This is a genomic window from Microvirga lupini, assembly GCF_014191055.1.
In the GTDB taxonomy this organism is placed as follows: domain Bacteria; phylum Pseudomonadota; class Alphaproteobacteria; order Rhizobiales; family Beijerinckiaceae; genus Microvirga; species Microvirga lupini_A.
Genome location: NZ_JACHWB010000001.1, coordinates 1,276,684 through 1,294,865, shown reverse-complemented (window position 1 = coordinate 1,294,865; position 18,182 = coordinate 1,276,684). Strand labels below are relative to the sequence as shown.

Sequence of the window (18,182 nt, the reverse complement as noted above, 5' to 3'; positions counted from 1 at the left end):
ATCGGGGCTGCAGCGGCAAACGGCACAGCTGACTAAATCTCAACGCAGAGACCCGGCCTGCGATCCGTCAGCTCCCTTCGGAAGCCCCTATCCGTGCGCATGGGCCATGCTCGACTGGTGCGCCTTGCCACGAATCACCTGGAATTCGACCAGAAGCGGGAGATGATCCGAGGCGACGCGGGCCAAGGGCGTCCTGACGGCTTCCACCCGCTGGACAGCAATCCCACGGCTCACGAAGACGTGGTCGATGCGCAGCATCGGTAGGCGCGACGGGAAAGTCGCCCTGGGCTTGGGAAGTCTCGCCAGCGCCTGCGCATCCCAGAGATGGACGGTGAGGCGCTGATAGGCGCGCGAACGTGGCGTGGCGTTGAAGTCCCCCAGCAGGATCGCCGGCTCCCGGCAGGTATGATGGCCGAGCCAATGCGGACCAAGCAGGGCATTGACCTGGGCAAGCCTCTCGTGACGGCGCAAGCCCAGATGAGTGTTGATGATCTGAAGCTCGGCGCCGCCAAGGTTGACCGAGGCCCAGAGAGCCCCCCTTGGCTCGAGGCGCGGCTTTCCGGGCGAGCCCGGAAGAGCCTCCGCCTTGACGAGCCTCGAGGGTCTGTGGGTCAGGATGGCGTTGCCGTACTCCTCCTCAAGCACCCGCATGCTGGCATGGAAGTGCACGTGCATCCCGAGCGCCTGCGCAATTGCGTGAGCCTGATCGATGCCGCCCGTTCTGACCCGCCCCACGTCGAGTTCCTGCAGTGCGACGACATCAGGCTCATAGGCTGCAATCACATCGGCGATGCGCGCAGGAGAGAGCCGTCCGTCCGTGCCGAGGCATCGGTGCACGTTGTAGGTCAGGATTCGTGGCACTTTGCCCCCTCTGGCAGACCTCCAGGGAGCGTCCTGCCCCACCGGCTGATTCCTATGCGGTTGGAACCAGAACTCCCATCGAAGGGGGCTGGATCCATTCAAGCTCGGCTTTTGATGAATGGGGTCCGGAAATGGATGGGGACCGTGCGTACATCCGGCACCGGTCCCCGCCTCCTCGACCGGCCGCAGATGCAACCGGATTCAGCCATCATAGACCAAGCGTGGGAGGCCGGATCAGAGCATAGGAGGTAGGGGGCCTCACCCTGTCGGGGGCGGAGTCTCCGAAAGGGTGCCGCAAGAGCCGCCCGTGGAAGAGCCGGAATGCAAGAAAAAGGGATTCCCGCCCCTGCCCTGGCGCGCTATGGCATGCCCCAAAGATGGCATTGGAGCTGACATGTCCGAGATGTTCTCTCTTCAGAAAGACAAGATCCGCGTTCTCTTGCTCGAGGGAGTGAACCAGAGTGCAGTCGATCTGATCAAGGCGGCAGGATACACCAACCTGACGCACCTCAAGACCGCGCTCGACGAGGACGAGCTCATCGAAGCCCTGCAAGGGATCCACCTCCTGGGCATCCGCTCCCGCACCCAGTTGACGCGCAGGGTTCTGGAAGCCGCCAACCGGCTGATCGCCGTCGGCTGCTTCAGCGTCGGGACGAACCAGGTCGACCTGGAGGCCGCCCGGCAGGCCGGCATACCGGTCTTCAACGCCCCGTTCTCCAATACCAGGAGCGTGGCCGAGCTGGTGATCGGTGAGATCGTCATGCTCCTGCGGCGCACCTTCCCCAAATCCACCGCCGCCCATCGCGGCCAATGGGACAAGTCCGCGACGGACAGCCACGAGGTGCGCGGCAAGACCCTTGGCATTGTCGGCTACGGCAATATCGGCTCGCAGCTCTCCTATCTGGCGGAAGCTATGGGCATGCGCGTCATCTTCTTCGATCAGACCGACAAGCTCCGCCATGGCAACACGGAGCCCGCCGACAGCCTGCATGCTCTCCTGGGCCAGAGTGACGTGGTGAGCCTGCACGTGCCGGAGACGCCGGCGACGCACGGAATGATCGGCAAGGCTGAGATCGCCGCGATGAAGAAGGGCGGCTATCTCATCAACAACAGCCGCGGCACGGTGGTGGACCTCGACGCACTGGCCGAGGGCTTGCGGAGCGGCCATCTGAGGGGCGCTGCCGTCGATGTGTTTCCCGTGGAGCCTGCATCGAACAAGGAACTCTTCGTCTCACCGCTGCAGGGCCTCGACAACGTTATTCTGACACCGCACATCGGCGGATCCACGGAGGAGGCACAGGAGCGCATCGGCGCCGAGGTCGCCAAGAAGCTGACCGATTACTCCGACGTGGGCACGACAGTCGGAGCCGTGAATTTTCCCCAGGTCCAGCTGCCCTCCGGAACTACCGGCACCCGTTACATCCACGTACATAGAAATGTCCCCGGCATGCTCGGGCGCCTGAACAATGCCTTCTCTCAGCGCGGTCTCAACATCACGGCCCAGCATCTGCAGACCGATGGTGAACTCGGCTATGTGGTGATCGAAGTGGAAGGTCAGCCCGAGCAGAGCCGGGAAACTTTGGAGGAGATCCGCGCTCTCGAGGGCACCATTCGCGCCCGGCTGCTCTACGCCCGTGGGTAGGCGGCGTACTGAAACGTGGGATGCCTGATTTCTCAGATGACCTTCATGGAGAAAGCATGTCAAAGGCGTGATACCGTTGATTGCACCATCTCTCTTAAGGTGACGATGGTGTGCTGTTCCGAGCGAAAGCAGGACCGTGATTGCCGGTGTCCAGGTGAAGTTACGTCATTTCATGCAGCAGACGGTGACAAAGCTCGCCCGTATGGCCGGGTTTCCTCATATCGTTGCAGATCAAGCGGAACCTGTGCTCGGAGAGCCTTTGCCCTTAAGACCAGAGCCTAAGCCACCCCAGGACAATCCGCACTCATCCTCATCTCCAGCCATGCACGAGCTTCTCGAACCTTCGCAAACCGACGGCGAGAACAGCCTTCGACCGCCCATTCATGCTCAATTGGAACGCTTCAGCGACATGAACACCTCCCTCGATACTCTGGCCGAGCAGATGCTGACCCTCGTCGAGATCGTCTCGGCTCAGGAGAGGGACATCAAGGCGCTCAAGGAGCAGTGTCGCGTGCTGGAAGAGCACGATCAGGCGATTGCGGTGGCGTTCTCGACCTTCTTTCACGTTCTCTCCGCAGGGCGCATTGCGAAGTTGAGTGAGATCGCCACTATCCTGAACCACATCATCAAGGTCGCCGAGCAGGAAGGACGTCCGGCCGCGTCGATCAAGTTCCTCCGGGATTTGGCCGATATGCTCCCAGAAGATCAGCGCTGATTCCGTGCGCTTCTCTTTCTGTCCCGAATTGTGGCCTAAACTTCCGAGAAGAGAGGTTGAATTTAAGCATCTGTTAACCCTGTTGTTTCAGACTTCCCAGACTGCCGCAATGGCGCTGCCGGGCATGATTGTCAGAACACTGGGGCTATCGTCCTGATGTTTTTGACTGTCGGCAAGCCAAGAGCGAAGGAAGTTGGTGATGTCGACGAACAGGGCAGGAGCGACGATCGAGACAGCAATCGCACGGCATGTCGCCAGCATCTTCGACCACGACAGACAGGGAACCACCGTCGGTCAGATCCGCCAGCGGATCACGGACAACTTCGAACCGGCTGAGCTGCAAACAGGACAGGACAACCAGCCTCCTGCGCTCGTTGCTCTTCACCGCCGTATTATCGCTGCCTTCACACCAGTCGGAAAAGCTTACAATACTCCCGACCGGGTTTCAGAGCTGGCGGAACTCAGAGAAAGCCTGGAGCGGCAGCGCAGCTCACAGCAGGTGAACGGGCAAAAATACCTACTCGATTATGCCAAGAGCCAACTCCTCATTGAACGGCAGCAGCTTTTCCTGAAGAACGAGTTTACCGAAGGTTTCGGGCGCATCGAGGCATGGGTTCTGTCGATTGCGTTCCTGACCCTGGTGCTTTTGAACGTCGTCAGCATCTTTTGGGCGCTGCCTCTCCTGACGTTGAGCATCGGCAGGGCCTGGTATCTCGATAGGCAATGCAAGCGCCGCCTCGGAAAGATTGTGGAGATTGATACGCTGATCGAGCGGATAAAGCATGTCCCTTAACGAGCATCGGAATCACGAACGGCCGAGAATGGCTGACGCGACCGCAATGTCCTGAACGGCAAGCCCCGAGAACGTTGAGACGGTCACCCGTTCGGCTGCCGTTCGGCCTTTGGCTGCGCCGGAAACGATTTCACCAATCTCGACAACGCGGCTCATGGCTGCGTCATCGGACTGATAGGCGTGCCAGAGCTCTCCTCTTGAGCGACCCTGGAGCCTACTGTCTGTGACAACAAGGTCAGCCCGCCGGATGATGGCGGGATCCAGCTCCTGCTTGTCGGCGCTGTCAGCGCCAATCGCTGTTATGTGAGTGCCGGGCTGAATGTCGCTCCACTGTAGAAGCGGTTCCGGGCTTGCTGTGGCAGTGACGATCAGGCGGCAACGGGCTGCGATCTCGGCGGGCGAATGTGCGGACGTTACGAGGAAGCCCTTGTCGTGCATCCTTTGGGCATAGGCATTTGCCCTGTCCTGATTGCGCCCCCAGAACACAATGTTCCGACAGGGCCGCACCGCTTGGAGCAGTTGAACCTGCAACTCTGCCTGGATCCCGGTTCCGAGCACACCGATTGCCTCAACCTTCTCGGGCGCAAGGTACTTGGCTGCGACGGCTCCAGCCGCGGCCGTGCGCAGATCCGTCAGCCGTCCACGATCATTGAGCACGGCGGCCAGCTCCCCTGTGTCTTTCTTGAAGACGAGCAGAAGGCCATCGCTGCTGCTCAAGCCCCGTGCGGGATTGTTCCAGAACCCGGATGCGATCTTGACCACATAGTTGTCGCCCGCCTTGAGGTAGCCGTACTTAATGTGGACTTCGCCTGGCGGATCGTCGAACAGGAGTTCGCCCGGCGGCGGAACCACGGCCTCCCCGCGGGAGAAGGCTGCAAAAGCCTCTTCCACCAGGCGCACGAGATCGAGCCCTTTCAGCCGCTGCTCAATCTGCGGCAGATCGAGAAAGGTGATCGGAGCATCAGCCATGGTTCTTACTCCTGCCCGTTCAGGACAGAGAAGATCTTGTCACGATCAAAGTTCGCTCCGCAGAGCACGACAACATTTCTCTGGCCTCTGCACCGGTCCGCAACTTTGAGAAACCCCGCCAAGGCAAGAGCCGCTGCGCCCTCGACGACCTGGTTTTCCTTGAAGGCCAGATCACGGAGAGCACCCGCGATCTCGGCTTCCGTGCAGGTGACGACCTCATCGACGACTGCGACGGCGAGCGGCAGTGTCATGCTGTCCTCATCCATGCCTCCTGCGACACCATCGGCAAGCGTGTCGTGATGCTCAGTCTCGACAACACGTCCAGCGATCATGGAAACCGCAAGAGCAGCCGAATTCTGCGCTGCGACGCCATAGATTCGCGTTCCGGGGCTGAAGCTCTTGAGCACAGACCCGATGCCACCGATCAGCCCGCCGCCGCCCATGGCGACGAAGACATTGTCGATCCCCTCCGACTGCTCGAGCAGTTCCAGCCCGATGGTCCCCTGACCGGCAACGATCTCAGGATCATTGTAGGGAGACACATAAACGAGGCCACGGGCAGCCGCCTGCTCCTGCGCATAAAGCTCCGCCAGGCCGCTCTCCGCCCCATGCAGAACGACGTTCACATTGAAAGAGCGGATGCGGTCGAGTTTGGCCTGAGCGACGGTTTCAGGCAGCACCACCGTCAAAGCCTGACCGACTGACGCAGCCGCCTGTGCCGATGCGATGCCGTGGTTGCCGGATGACGCCGTAATGACTTCACAATCGATGCCGAGCGACGTCATCTTGCTTGCAGCTCCCCGTATCTTGAAGGATCCTGTGAGCTGAAAATTCTCGGCCTTGAAGAAGACCGACGAGCCGACATCCCGGCCGATCTGCCGCGACGGGAGTAAGGGTGTCTCGTAGATGTGACTGCGGATCCGCTGGCGAGCCTGCACCGATCGGGCGGCAGCCTCGAGAACGATGCTGATCATGGTATCTCTCCGTGCGTCAGCTGCTCGATCTTCGCTTGGCGCCCAATTCGGATTGCTCTTTCCGAAAGCCTTGCAAGAATCGCGGCAGAACATTCAATCATCCTGGCGAACTGGTCGACAATGATGTTCTCATTGGGCGAATGGAGCATGGCTCCATGATGGGTGATGCCGAGACCGACGATCTCTGCGCCGAGCTGCTCGACGAAAGGATGGGCCGTGCCCGAGGCCGGCGAACTCGGCTGCACAATGGCCAGTCGACCGAAATGCGCTTCCGAAAGCTCCTTCACATCCTGGATGAACCAGTGGTCCGTCGCCGATCGCACCGGCTTCACATTGGCATCATGAACGATGAGTTCGATGTCCTCGAAGCCATGCCGGTTGAGATGCGCGCGCAGAAGCGCAACGATCCGCTGCGGATCCTGATCGGGCACGAGGCGGAAATCGATCTTGACCGAACCCTCCGCAGGCAAAACAGTCTTCGCACCCTCACCTTCATAGCCGCCCGAGAAGCCGTTGACATTCATGCACGGCTCAAAATTGACGGCGCGGTAGAAGTTTTCGGCATCGATCCCTTCGAGAAGCCGCTGTGCACCCGTTGCCTCCAACAAGCTGTCGAGGGAATAGGGAGGAACTGCGGCAAGTTCCTTGTCGCTGGGAGAAGGTTGCCGCACGGCATCATAGAAACCTTCGACCAAGATCTGTCCTGACGGGTCACGAAGAGACGCCGTTGCGGCTGCGAGCCTCCACAGCGGGTTGTCGAAGACCGCGCCGAGGCTCGAATGCAGATCCGCTCTTGCGGTTCTGGCGCGCAACTCTACGGCCATCACGCCCTTGAAGCCGCAGAGGATGATCGGGCGCCCGCTCGAGTCGATCTCGCCATACTCCCACCAGCAGACATCGACAACCTTGCCCTCGAAGCGCTGCTTCAGAAAGGTTTCGAGCGACGGACTGCCGATCTCTTCCTCGCCATCGACGAGCCAGATGAGCCTGAACGGCAAGGAACCGGGATGCTGCTCGCGGAACAAGCGCCAGCCAGCCAGCCGGCTGATGAACTCTCCCTTATCGTCGGCAACGCCACGCCCGTACCAGCGACCGTCGCGCTCGGACATTTCAAAAGGCGAAGAATGCCACAGCGACACCGGATCTTCAGGCTGCACGTCGTAATGATTGTAGATCATGACCGTCAGCGGGCCGCTGCCGATCTCGCCTACGACGAAGGGACCCACCTCTCCCGGTTGGATCTCTGTCGCGAAACCCGCTTCAGTCAGCAGATCGCGAACGGCCTCAGCGCATTCGGCAAGCTTTTCGCCGCGCGCGCTGACGGATGGAATGGCGACGAGACGTCGGAGCTCTTCACTTGCCCTCAGCAGATGATCCTTCGGCAGCATCCCCTGGCCTCGCCTTACGCTAGACCGCGACGGGCAAGAAAGCTGTCAAGGCGGGCGAGCCCCTCCATTAGGTGTTCTGTCTTCACGCCGATGCCAATCCGGATGTGGTTCTCGATCCCGAACCAGCTTCCGGCCACGACGAAAACGCTTTCCTCTTCGCGAAACGCATTCGACAAAGCCTCCGAGGTCATGTCGAAGTCATAGTGCAGGAAGGCCATCCCGCCGGCCTCGGGACGCTGCCAGGACCAGCGGTTCCGTTTCTCGATCCAGCTTTGGACGATATCTGCATTCTCGCGCAGCAGGGCCCGTCCCCGGGCCAGGATGCGCTCGCGGTTCTCCGGCGCCATCACGGCAGCGCCGACGATCTGACTGAGGATGCCGCTGCCAATGGTAGTGTAGTCCTGGCGCTTGGCAGCCTCCTCGACGACCTCCTCGGGCCCTACGATCCATCCGAGGCGCAGCCCCGGACAAGCGAACGACTTCGACAGGCTGCTGGTGACGATGACACGTTCGTAGCTTCCATAGAACGTTTCCGTCTCTGCCCCGTCGATCTCGCCACCGCGGTAGATCTCATCGACCAAAAGCCAGGCTCCGGCCTTGCGTGCCGCCTCCAGTAGCACCTCGCGGCTGCGCGGCGAGAGAACGGCACCCGTCGGGTTGCCGGGGTTTGTCACGGCAATCAGCTTCACGCCCCCGCTCACGGCCTGCGCCTGTGCATCCGGGTCGATCTGCCATCCCTGATCCGGCAGGAGCGGAAGCCGCTGAACATTCATGCCCAGAGCGCGTCCGAGGCCATCGACCTGCATGAAATTGGGAACGGCAAAGAGAACCCTGTCACCTGGATCCACCATGGCCATCAGGGTGATCATCGTAGCTTCCGAGGAGCCGTTGGTGACCAGCACGTTGGAGGCCGATGCGCCCGGATACCAGCTTGCGATTGCGGAGCGCAGATCCGGCCGTCCATCCGTCCAGCCGTAACCGAGCGGCAGGCTCAGAAGTGCCTGCGCGGCGTCCGCTGGCATGATCTCCTCGATGGTGCAGGGATGCACGCCGCTTTCGGTCAGATTGATCTCGACGCCATTCTCGAAGAGCGTCTGGTTGCGTTCCATGAGAAACGTATCGAACTGCACAATTGCTCCAATCGTGAATGACAGTGCTGTGGCGCTTAACAGCCGGACCATGGCAGGAGAGATTTTAAACCGTCAAGTCCAATTTGGACTTCAACGTCCAAGTTTAGGGTGCTACAGAGCCTGATATCCTGCTCAGCCTCACGGGGATTTTATGAAAATCGAAGAGTTCACCCTCGAGCGCATTCAGTCGCTGTATGAGAACACGGTCGAGTACAACCTGTCCGACAGCGGGGTACATCCCTACTCCCTTCGCGAACTCCTGACGTCGGAACAACAGGCACAACTGCTCGACGTGGAGCTGGGATACGGCTGGACGAACGGGCGCGTGGAGCTACGGCAAGCCATCGCCAAGTTGTATGTGAACCGGACTGCCGACGAGGTGATCGTCACCAACGGCTCGGCTGAGGCCAACTTCCTCCTCGTGATGTCGCTGCTCGAACCCGGCGACGAGCTTGTCGTCTTCGTTCCGAACTACCTGCAGATCTGGGGCTGGGCGCGCGCCATTGGAGTGACCGTGAAGGAGGTCCTTCTCCGGGAAGAGCTGGGATGGACTCCCGATCTCGACGATGTGCGCAAGGCCGTATCGGCCCGCACGAAGATGATGACGATCTGCAACCCCAACAACCCGACCGGGAGCGTCCTGTCGCGCGAAACGATGGACGGGCTCGTGGCGATTGCCCGCGAGCACGGGATCTACCTGCACGCGGATGAGGTCTACAAGGGAGCCGAGCTTGAGCAGGACGAGCCTCCGAGCTTCGCTGACCTTTACGAGAAGGCCATCATCACCAGCGGCCTCTCGAAGGCGATGGCGCTCCCGGGACTGCGCATCGGCTGGCTCGTCGGGCCTGCGCAGGAGATCTACACCTCGTGGCAACGCAAGGACTACACGTCGATCACGACCGGCGCCGTCAGCGAGTTCGTGGCCGAAATCGTCGTTGAGCCTGCAAAGCGGCAAGAGATCCTCGCGCGCAGCAAGCGGATCCTGCGCGAGAACCTCGTTCTCCTGCAGCGCTGGGTCGATGAGAACAGCGATCTGTTCTCGTTCGTGCCGCCCAAGGCCGGCGGCATGGCTTTTCTTCACTATGCCATGCCCATGAACTCGACGGAGCTGGTGCATCGCCTGCGCGAGGAGCGCGGCATCATGCTTCTGCCGGGCGATGTCTATGGCATGGACCATTACATCAGGATCGGCATCGGCGCCCCGGCCCATCATCTGGAGGCCGGCCTTCAGCGCCTTGCCGCCTTCGTGCGCGCGGAACTCGCATGACACAGGCGACGGTGTCTCCATCAACGGACCTTTCACCGGAGCTGGCGGCCTATGCTCCGGTCTGCGACGCCATTGCCCTGCTCTTCCAGCCCTATGCGGAAGTGGTCCTGCACGATCTGTCGACGGAGACGGTCGTCCATCTGTCGAACCCGTTCTCCAAGCGGGAGCTCGGCGAGCCGTCCCTCCTGCATGAGATCGATTTCAAGCCATCCGATGTCATCATCGGCCCTTACGAGAAGGTGAATTGGGACGGGCGGCGCATCAAATCGGTCAGTGCCGTTCTTCGCGCAGGCTCCAGGAGTATCGGCATTCTCTGCATCAACGTCGATGTCTCCCACTTTCATGCAGTCATGCAGACGCTGACCGCACTTGTGGCGGTGCCTCAGGCTGCCGAAAAACCGGCTTCCCTGTTCAAGGAGGATTGGCACGAGCGCATCAACGAGTACATCCAGAGCTGGACGCGTGAACGCGGGCTCTCCATCGCGGACATGACGCGCCTGCAGAAGCAGCAGCTCGTCGCCGATCTGGCCGGCGACGGCGCCTTCGGCGGCCGCAATGCGGCGGCCTATATCTCTCGCGTGCTCGGCCTGGGTCGCGCCACCGTCTACAACTACCTTCGCAGGAAGGATCAGGCCTGAGAAGGAAGGAGCGCGTCGCGCACGGCCCGCCAGCTCGTCTCGTCGGGTGCGCTGATGAGGCCGCCGCTCCGATTGGCCGGACGGTAGGGAGAGCCGTCGAAATGCGCCGTATAGCCACCGGCCTCGCGATGGATCAGCCAACCGGCCGCGTGATCCCACGGCATGACACTCGACGAGAACGAGAAGTGCAGGTGACCTGCGGCGATCAATCGATAGGTATGGGCCGAGCAGCGCAGATCGGCCGCCATCGCGACCTTCGGCAGGTTGCCCGTTACCAGGGGCCGTAGGGCTTCGGGAAGGTAGCGCCAGGAGACATTGCCCGCCATCTCGGGGAGCGGAACGGCGGATGACACGCGAAGAGGCGCGGTGCTGCCGTCAGGGCGCTGGATCCAGGCTCCTTCACCACGAACGGCCATGGCCCAATCATCGGAGATCGGGTCGAGAATAATTCCGCAGACCACTTCTGCTTTCATCACCACGGCGGCCATGACGCCGAACAGGGGAAGCCCGGATGCGAAGTTGAGCGTGCCGTCGACGGGATCGAGAATGAAGGCAAGGTCTGCTTTGTCGAGATCATCGAGCAGCCGCGGATTGCGGCTCACACCCTCCTCTCCAACCACGAGGGCAGCGGGAAACAGACGCTGAAGTTCCGCCTCAATCATCCGCTCGGCCGCTTCGTCCGCATCTGTGACGAGATCGAGCGGCGAGCTCTTGGCTCGAATGGCACCGGCGGACAGGTTCCGGAACCGCGGCAGGATCTCAGTCTGCGCCGCCTTCCTAAGAATGTCCGCGACGATCATGGCATCGGATTGGGAAAAACTCATGAGAGTGTTCACCTAAATCATCTCAAGCGGGCGCTTGCGTTTCGGCGCTGGGAACTCGGCATCGATGGCGGCCAAATCCTCCGGAGTCAACCGGATCTCCAACGCCTTATGGTTCTCCCGCACATGCTGAACGCTGGACGCCTTCGGGATAGCGATGACTCCTGGCCTGTTCAGCAACCATGCCAGAGCGACTTGGAATGGGCTTGCCTCGTAACGGTACGCGATGGCCTGCAGCGCACCACCTCGAGGAAGCCTCCCCTGCTCGATGGGGCTGTAGGCCATCAACGGCATGCGGTGGGCTTCCATCCATGGGATGAGGTCGAACTCGGGACCGCGCCGCGTCACATTGTAGAGAACCTGGTTGGTGGCACAGGTCTCACCTTCCGGCACGCCAAGCAGCTCCTCCATGTCATCCGTATCGAAATTGCTGACACCCCAATGGCGGATCTTGCCGGATCGGCGAAGCTCCTCGAAACCGGCAACCGTCTCCTCCAGCGGGACGCTTCCGCGCCAATGCAGGAGATAAAGATCGAGCCGATCCGTCTTTAGCCGTCGAAGACTGCGCTCGCAGGCTTGGATCACGCCCTGCCGGCTGGCATTGTGAGGATAGACTTTGCTGACGAGGAAGAGGCGCTCCCGCTCTCCAGCCAGAGCCTCGGCAACCAGTTCCTCGGCGGCTCCTTCACCGTACATCTCGGCCGTGTCGATGAGGGTCATTCCGAGTTCAACCCCAAGCCGCAGAGCCTCGATCTCCTGTTCCCGCCGGCCAGCTCTTTCGGCCATTTGCCAGGTGCCCTGCCCGAGTGCGGGAATGCTTTCGCCATTCGGCAAGGTGGCAGCCAGGCTCATCGTCAGCTCTCCTTGAACAATTCCTTCCATGCGCAATCTGGAGACAGCCCGCCTTCAAACCAGTCGGCAAGGTCACAAGTTAGCCGGCATGGCATGACGCTATTGCAGGCGGGGTGTCTTCATGAAGCGGCCCCGGTCCGCCGATCTGATCGTCACATCGAACCTGTCGCCCTCCCGCTCGAGCGTGAGGGGCACATCGACGCCGGCCGGGCCGAGCGCCCACACGGCCCGATAGAACTCCGCCAGCGAGGTCACGCTCTGCTCCGCAACCGCGTGAATCTGATCGCCGGCTCTCAGACCTGCCCGCTGTGCCGGGGCATCTCCGGCAAGGCCGATGATTGTGAGCTGGTCGTCCTCAGCCTCCGCAACATAGAAACCGAGCCAGGGGCGTGGATCGCGCTTGACTCGGCCTGCGGTCAGGAGGTCGTCAAGAATGGGCTTCAGGAGATCGATGGGTACGCTCATGTTGAGGGGCACGACGGTCCCACCGGAGGCCTGGTGCTGGAGCTGGAGGGATCCAATCCCCACGAGATCTCCGCGCGGGCCGATCACCGCTGTCCCGCCCCAATTGGGATGGGCCGGTGCGGTAAAGATGGCACCGTCGATCAGATACTCCCAATAGCCTGCAAATTCCTGGCAGGCGACCACCTGGGCTGCCAGGGAATGAATCTGCCCTCCGCTTCCTCCAACGACGACCTGTTCTCCAGGCTTCAAGCGGCGGGAATCCCCAAGGGCCAACACAGGCAAGCCAAGCGGCTCGAGCGCCTGCACCAGGCCGAAGCCGCTTTCATAGTCATAGGCGATCACATGCGCCTCAACGGCCCGCCCCCTGTTGGTGGTGAGCCAGACCTCTTCGGCCTCGGCGATAAGATACCCGATAGTTACGACAAGGCCGTCATCCCGGATGACCACACCCTGCCCGGCCCGCTCGACACCGAGTGTCTCGGCGGTGAATGCATCTTCGGGAACACGCGCCCGCAGTGAAACCACGGCGGACAGAGCATTCTTTAGATCGTAATCGAGAAGCCTCGGGTCAGGCTGGAACTCAGGAGGGATTTCCCATTCGTCGGGTGGCTGCATGAAAAACTCCCCGGTCTCTCTGCCGAGAGCCTGCACCCTTTCAAAATGGCAGGAAAAACCATCCCTTCAACAGCTCTCCCACTTTTTGACGCACAAAAAGGCGTGTTCTGAGGACAAGTTGCATCAGATCCGCGGGATGGTTCCGATCCAGGATTGCTACGCTCGATGATATCAGGGTGAGGAGGCTCGCTTAGGCGGGTTCCAGAGATCTGACCGGGGGCACCTCCCGCTCGACCCGTTGCACAGGCTCTTGGCGCCTTTCAAGCATGCTGATGGCTTGCCTGGCATAGAGGCGAAACTCATGCTTCAGGATCCGGGAGGCGTTCTCCCAAGCCCCTGTCTCATGCCGAGCGACAAAGAACGCTCGGGCAATATGCTCGATCTCAAGATCCACCTGGTCCACCTTCGCCCCCACGGAGAAAGTCTCGCGTCTCTCTCACGGCACGCGGAACAATGCCGCTGCGTCAATCGCCAAGGTGTCTGATTTGCCGGGATGTGTCTGTATCCTAAAAGACACGACCCAGGAGCATTGAAGAAGGAGGGAGGCTAGACCCCCGCCATGCCTATGCTGCCTGAGCCTTTGCAAGGAACTGGTCGATGTCCTGCTTCAACCGTTGCAGCTGCTGGTCCAGAGTCTGCTTGGCATTCGACACCTCATAAGCCGCCGACGCGGCGGAAGCTGTCGAACCTGACAGAGCCTCGATGCTGCGCGCCACCGCATGGGTATGATCGGTCGTCTGGTTGACGTTCACGGCGATCTCCGATGTGACGGCAGCCTGCTGCTCGACGGCCGCGGCAATCGCCGTGGCGATGCCGCTCAAATCATCCATGATGCGCCCGATGTCGTCGATATCGGTGACGCTTTGCCGGGTAGCTTCCTGAATGGCACCGATGCGGGAGCCGATCTCCGTGGTGGCCTTGGCCGTCTGGTTCGCCAAGGTTTTGACCTCCTGGGCCACGACGGCAAAGCCTTTGCCCATTTCCCCGGCTCGCGCCGCTTCGATGGTAGCGTTCAGGGCGAGCAGGTTGGTTTGAGCGGCAATCCTCTCGATCAGGTCGACCACATCTCCGATCTCCCTTGCCTGCTCGGCCAGCCCATTGACGGTGTCCTTCGTCCGCCTCGAACTCTGCAGCGCATGGCGGGCGACATCCGCAGAGCGGCTGGCCTGCTGCCCGATCTCGCGCACGGATGAAGCAAGCTGTTCCGTGGCCGCTGCGCCGGACTGCATGTTGGAAGCGGTCTGCTCTGCGGCGCTTGTTACCTGATGTGCAAGGCTGCTGGCATCGGCTGTGGCAGCGTCAAGAGCTGCTGCACTTTCAGAAAGAGCTCCACTCGCCATCCCGGAGATCTGCAGACTCTCCTGAACGGCATTGGAGAAGGCGGCCACAGCCTGCGCCAGCATCTCGCCCTTCTTCTGTCGGTCCTGAACGAAGGCGTCTTGATACACGGAAATTGCGAAATCCATGTCCAGCATGACGGCGCGGTTCACGACCGTGAGCTTGCGGGCCAGCGCAGACCCGTTGAAGCGATGCTTTTTCGACAGAGAAATGACCAGTTCGTTCAGGATGAACGCATAGCCTCCGATATACCACCGCGGCTCCAGGCCGATCTTGTTGTGAATCAATCCGATACGCCGAATGCCCTCGACATAGGCGGCATCGAAGCTGCCGCTGAACAGGCGCCCCCAATGCTGCAACTGCGCCGAGACGAGACGTGATTGTTGCGTTCCAATCAGCTTGGACAGCTGCGGCTGCCGATGCATATGCTCGTAGAACCGCTCAAGGATCTGGGGTAGAACAGGGTGCATGTCCTGCCAGATCGAGCGCAACTCCTGGCGAACTCTTTCATCAATTCCAATAAATACGAGTCGATCCGCAATCGCTATATCGTTGTGCAATGCACATACTCCGATGAATGGAGGAGTGTTAGTCACTTAGGCTTGAGCGAGGCTTGCACGCGGCTGCCGGCCCAATTCAGCGACAATCATGCGGCCGAGCTTTGCAGCGCCCCCTTGTCCGCCCTGCAACCCAGAGCGGCATCACGCGTTGTCCTGAGTAGCTGCGGGGTTACAGCATGATCGACCATGAAACAAAATATCTTTTATCTTTCAAAGTCGGAGAAATTGCACTCCGTCAACGCAGGAACACTCCCTCCCTTCCAGCGACCATTCAGGACCACTTAGGCCAGTTGTTGCGAGCTGAGTATTACGAGCGTGGGGACAAGCCGCGCTTCCTGGGTGACCCTGCCCTTCCGCTTGAATTCGACCCCTATCTTCAGCGGCTCGACCAAAGGGAAAGGGCTCTGCGAGCCTCGATGATAGGAATGCAGGGACAGCAGGCTGTGGCCGCGGCTCTTTTGGGATCCGGCGTCTAGTACCCTGATATCAAACTGGCATCACCTGCGGGCTATCTACCTTGAGGCTGTCACAGGTGATCTGGCTTTCAACTCGCGATTGGACACCTTCCTGCATTCCGGATCGGAAGCTCGTTTATTGCGGCCAGATGCTGGCCTTCGGAAATCGTCGCGGAACTCTTTCACGAGCGAACAATTCAGAAGCCATGAGACCCAGTAGCGGCAGAGCTGTTCTAAGACAGGCGTTCAGGCACTTGGAACATGAGGTGCCGGGCAAAGTCGCGCGGGTTCTCCGCAGCTTGCGCCATCCGGACGCCAAGTGGATCAGATTGCCCGTCGGCCTTGTTTTCGTCATCGGAGGCATCTTTTCGATCCTGCCGGTCTTAGGATTATGGATGCTGCCCTTGGGCCTGCTGCTGATGGCCTACGATGTCCCTTTCCTGCGCAAGCCCGTCGGTCACTTCACGATCTGGGCCATTCAAAAGTGGGCTGCGCTGAGACGACGCCTCTTTCCAGAGCGCCCGCAAAGGTAGCAGTACCTGGAATATCGGCTGGCACGCCGGAGCACTATTGATCCGGCAGAGCGCCCCCGAGCTCATCCTCGATATAGATCGAGATGATTTCGTCAAAACTCCCCTCTGCCCGGAAGCCCAAACTCTCGGCCCTGCGAGCATCGAAGCGCCGGGGCCAGCCTTCGACGAAGCGCACGATATTCGGGTCGATTTCGTGACGGATCCGGGCGACGCAGCGTTCGCCGCCAATCCGCCTGAGCGCATCGATCTGCTCCGCAACCGTCACAGACACGCTCGGCATCGTCAGGTTGCGGCGAGGCCCAACCCGTGAGAGGTCGAGGGTCGCCGCATGAATGAGGAAATTGACGGCCGATCTAGGCGAAGCGTGGGAATGCCGCACGTCCATGGGTACAGGCAGGATCGCTTCCTGCCCGTTCAGCGGCTCGCGGATGATGCTCGAGAAGAACCCTGAGGCGGCTTTGTTTGGTTTGCCGGGACGCACGCAGATGGTCGGCAGCCGAATGCCGATACCGTCTAAGAAGCCGCGCCTTGAATAGTCGGCCAGTAGCAGTTCGCCGATGGCCTTTTGCGTGCCGTAGCTCGTGAGAGGCGTCAGGAAGAACTCGTCGCCGATGGCCTCCGGGAATGGAGCCCCGAACACGGCGATGGAGGACGTAAACACCAGCCTGGGGCGATATCCATCGCCCACATGGCGGATCGCATCAAACAGGAGCCGGGTGCCATCCAGATTGATCCGGTATCCCTTCTCCAGATCGGCTTCCGCTTCACCGGAGACGATGGCAGCCAGATGAAAGATGACATCCGGGCGGGTCGCCACCAGAGGCTCCGCCTCTCCGGGCATGGAGAAGTCCGATGTCAGAGTGTCAATTGGGAACGAAGCCTCAGGACGTTCCGGCTCGACCACGTCATGCAGGATCAGACGCGTGATCTCCTGCCCACCGAGCTGCCGTTCTTGCACCAGGCGCTCGACAAGCTTGCGGCCGACCATTCCGGCGGCTCCGAGAATGAGGATCTGCATCGGTCAAAATCCCTTGTTAGGCAATACCGTAGCTGGCTATCGTGACTTCATTATGCGGATAGTAGAAACGAAGGTGGCGCCGCTGTCGAGCGGCGCCACCTTTTCAGGGGAGGCGAATTACTTCCCTCGAATCTTCGTCAGCTCGTCCTGCATCATCTTCACGGTTTCCGGACCGATGGTCGCCGCATGCTTTTCCCAGACGCTCTTGGCCTGCTCACGCATGCGGTTGGCCTCCTGGGCATTCAACTCGTTGACGACGGTGCCCTCACCCTTGATCTTGTTGAGCGAAGCTTCCGACAGTTCGCGGGACACTTTGCGCTGCTCATCGCGAGCCACGACGGCACAATCGCGCAAAGCCGCCTGCTCATCCTTCGACAATCCGTCCCACAGCTTCTTCGAGTAGAGAACAAGGAAAGGCGTATAGGCGTGGCGGGTGACCGACAGGTACTTCTGCACCTCGTAGAACTTGGAGGTGTCAATGGTCACGAAGGGGTTCTCCTGACCATCGATTGCCTTGGTCTCCAATGCGGTGAACACCTCACCGAACGCCATGGGTACCGCGTTAGCACCCAGGGTCTTGAAGGTGTCGAGGAACACGTTGTTCTGCATGACGCGAACCTTGAGCCCCTTGAAATCCTCCCACTTCTCGACCGGACGGCGCGAGTTGGTGAGGTTGCGGAACCCGTTTTCCCAATAAGCCAGGTTGACGAGGCCGACGGTTTCAAGCTTTGCGTCGATGTGCTTACCGAAGCTGCCGTCGAGGACCGCATCAGCCTCCTTCTCATTGGCGAAGAGGAACGGCAGATCGAAGACGCCGAGATCCGGCAGGATGCCGATCAGGGGCGAGCTCGAGGTGACGACCATCTCCTGCGTGCCGGAGCGAAGGGCCTGGGTCGCCTGCAGATCGCCACCGAGGGCATTGCCCCAGAAGCCCTGAACCTTCAGCTTGCCGCCCGATTTGTCGGTCAGGCACGCCCTGAACTTCTCGACGCCCTTACCATTGGGGTGATCCTCGTTCACGCCGTTGGAAAGGCGAATGTTGCGCTCGGTGAACTGCGCATAGGCTGGGACAGCCGCGAGAAGGGTCGCTGCGACACCTGCAGCAAGGGTGAATTTGAAAGCCTTCATGGTTGTTTCCTCTCTCGTTA

Annotated in this window: 17 protein-coding genes; 6 read left to right on the top strand and 11 right to left on the bottom strand. The window is 60.6% G+C overall.

Translation table 11 applies throughout. From position 1 onward, the window contains the following. Positions 1-87 precede the first annotated feature (87 nt). On the bottom strand, positions 88-861 hold the full coding sequence (locus FHR70_RS06380; protein ID WP_183448169.1) for an endonuclease/exonuclease/phosphatase family protein: 774 nt from the start codon (positions 859-861) through the stop codon (positions 88-90). Positions 862-1,255: 394 nt separating this feature from the next. Between FHR70_RS06380 and serA the strand changes: the two genes are divergently transcribed. From serA to FHR70_RS06365, 3 genes are all read left to right on the top strand, one after another. Further along, the gene (serA, locus tag FHR70_RS06375) at positions 1,256-2,503 is read left to right on the top strand and encodes a phosphoglycerate dehydrogenase (protein WP_183448167.1); all 1,248 of its coding nucleotides are present in this window, start codon (positions 1,256-1,258) and stop codon (positions 2,501-2,503) included. A 409-nt stretch (positions 2,504-2,912) separates the two neighbouring features. Next, complete coding sequence (locus tag FHR70_RS06370) at positions 2,913-3,218, top strand: hypothetical protein (protein ID WP_183448165.1); 306 nt, start codon at positions 2,913-2,915, stop codon at positions 3,216-3,218. 199 nt (positions 3,219-3,417) lie between these two features. After that, positions 3,418-4,011, top strand: coding sequence for a hypothetical protein (locus tag FHR70_RS06365; RefSeq protein WP_183448163.1), 594 nt, complete (start codon positions 3,418-3,420; stop codon positions 4,009-4,011). A gap of 12 nt (positions 4,012-4,023) precedes the next feature. Here FHR70_RS06365 and FHR70_RS06360 read toward each other — a convergent pair whose 3' ends face one another. The 4 genes from FHR70_RS06360 to FHR70_RS06345 are packed head-to-tail and all read right to left on the bottom strand — an operon-like array spanning position 4,024 to position 8,451. Further along, positions 4,024-4,980, bottom strand: coding sequence for a Rossmann-fold NAD(P)-binding domain-containing protein (locus FHR70_RS06360; RefSeq protein ID WP_183448161.1), 957 nt, complete (start codon positions 4,978-4,980; stop codon positions 4,024-4,026). Between the two features lie 5 nt (positions 4,981-4,985). Continuing rightward, positions 4,986-5,954 (bottom strand): pyridoxal-phosphate dependent enzyme, encoded by a 969-nt coding sequence (locus FHR70_RS06355; protein WP_183448159.1) that lies wholly within the window; start codon positions 5,952-5,954, stop codon positions 4,986-4,988. Beyond that, positions 5,951-7,342 carry a M20/M25/M40 family metallo-hydrolase gene (locus tag FHR70_RS06350; protein ID WP_183448157.1) on the bottom strand — a complete coding sequence of 464 codons (1,392 nt, stop codon included), beginning with the start codon at positions 7,340-7,342 and terminating at the stop codon, positions 5,951-5,953. Before FHR70_RS06350 ends, FHR70_RS06355 begins: the two co-directional genes overlap by 4 nt. A gap of 14 nt (positions 7,343-7,356) precedes the next feature. Next, positions 7,357-8,451, bottom strand: a complete 1,095-nt coding sequence (locus tag FHR70_RS06345) for an aminotransferase class I/II-fold pyridoxal phosphate-dependent enzyme (protein ID WP_210277484.1) — start codon at positions 8,449-8,451, stop codon at positions 7,357-7,359. Positions 8,452-8,623: 172 nt separating this feature from the next. Between FHR70_RS06345 and FHR70_RS06340 the strand changes: the two genes are divergently transcribed. Continuing rightward, positions 8,624-9,739: an aminotransferase class I/II-fold pyridoxal phosphate-dependent enzyme gene (locus FHR70_RS06340; protein ID WP_183448153.1), complete on the top strand. Its 1,116-nt coding sequence runs from the start codon at positions 8,624-8,626 to the stop codon at positions 9,737-9,739. Further along, the gene (locus FHR70_RS06335; RefSeq protein ID WP_183448152.1) at positions 9,736-10,377 is read left to right on the top strand and encodes a helix-turn-helix transcriptional regulator; all 642 of its coding nucleotides are present in this window, start codon (positions 9,736-9,738) and stop codon (positions 10,375-10,377) included. Before FHR70_RS06340 ends, FHR70_RS06335 begins: the two co-directional genes overlap by 4 nt. On the opposite strand, the gene FHR70_RS06330 is transcribed toward FHR70_RS06335, so the two are convergent. From FHR70_RS06330 to FHR70_RS24285, 4 genes are all read right to left on the bottom strand, one after another. After that, complete coding sequence (locus FHR70_RS06330) at positions 10,368-11,201, bottom strand: inositol monophosphatase family protein (protein ID WP_183448150.1); 834 nt, start codon at positions 11,199-11,201, stop codon at positions 10,368-10,370. The genes FHR70_RS06335 and FHR70_RS06330 overlap by 10 nt on opposite strands. 12 nt (positions 11,202-11,213) lie before the next feature. Further along, the gene (locus FHR70_RS06325; RefSeq protein ID WP_183448148.1) at positions 11,214-12,050 is read right to left on the bottom strand and encodes an aldo/keto reductase; all 837 of its coding nucleotides are present in this window, start codon (positions 12,048-12,050) and stop codon (positions 11,214-11,216) included. A 99-nt stretch (positions 12,051-12,149) separates the two neighbouring features. Further along, entirely contained in the window at positions 12,150-13,130 is a 981-nt protein-coding gene (locus tag FHR70_RS06320; RefSeq protein ID WP_183448146.1) for a S1C family serine protease, read from the bottom strand. Between the two features lie 563 nt (positions 13,131-13,693). Then, complete coding sequence (locus FHR70_RS24285; RefSeq protein ID WP_343058737.1) at positions 13,694-15,064, bottom strand: protoglobin domain-containing protein; 1,371 nt, start codon at positions 15,062-15,064, stop codon at positions 13,694-13,696. Between the two features lie 685 nt (positions 15,065-15,749). On the opposite strand from FHR70_RS24285, the gene FHR70_RS06310 reads away from it, so the two are divergent. After that, positions 15,750-16,016, top strand: a complete 267-nt coding sequence (locus FHR70_RS06310; RefSeq protein WP_343058736.1) for a hypothetical protein — start codon at positions 15,750-15,752, stop codon at positions 16,014-16,016. 34 nt (positions 16,017-16,050) lie between these two features. Here FHR70_RS06310 and denD read toward each other — a convergent pair whose 3' ends face one another. Both denD and FHR70_RS06300 read right to left on the bottom strand, forming a co-directional pair. Further along, positions 16,051-17,034, bottom strand: coding sequence for a D-erythronate dehydrogenase (gene denD, locus FHR70_RS06305; RefSeq protein WP_183448143.1), 984 nt, complete (start codon positions 17,032-17,034; stop codon positions 16,051-16,053). A gap of 117 nt (positions 17,035-17,151) precedes the next feature. Next, positions 17,152-18,162: a TRAP transporter substrate-binding protein gene (locus tag FHR70_RS06300; protein WP_183448141.1), complete on the bottom strand. Its 1,011-nt coding sequence runs from the start codon at positions 18,160-18,162 to the stop codon at positions 17,152-17,154. Between the last annotated feature and the right edge of the window lie 20 nt (positions 18,163-18,182).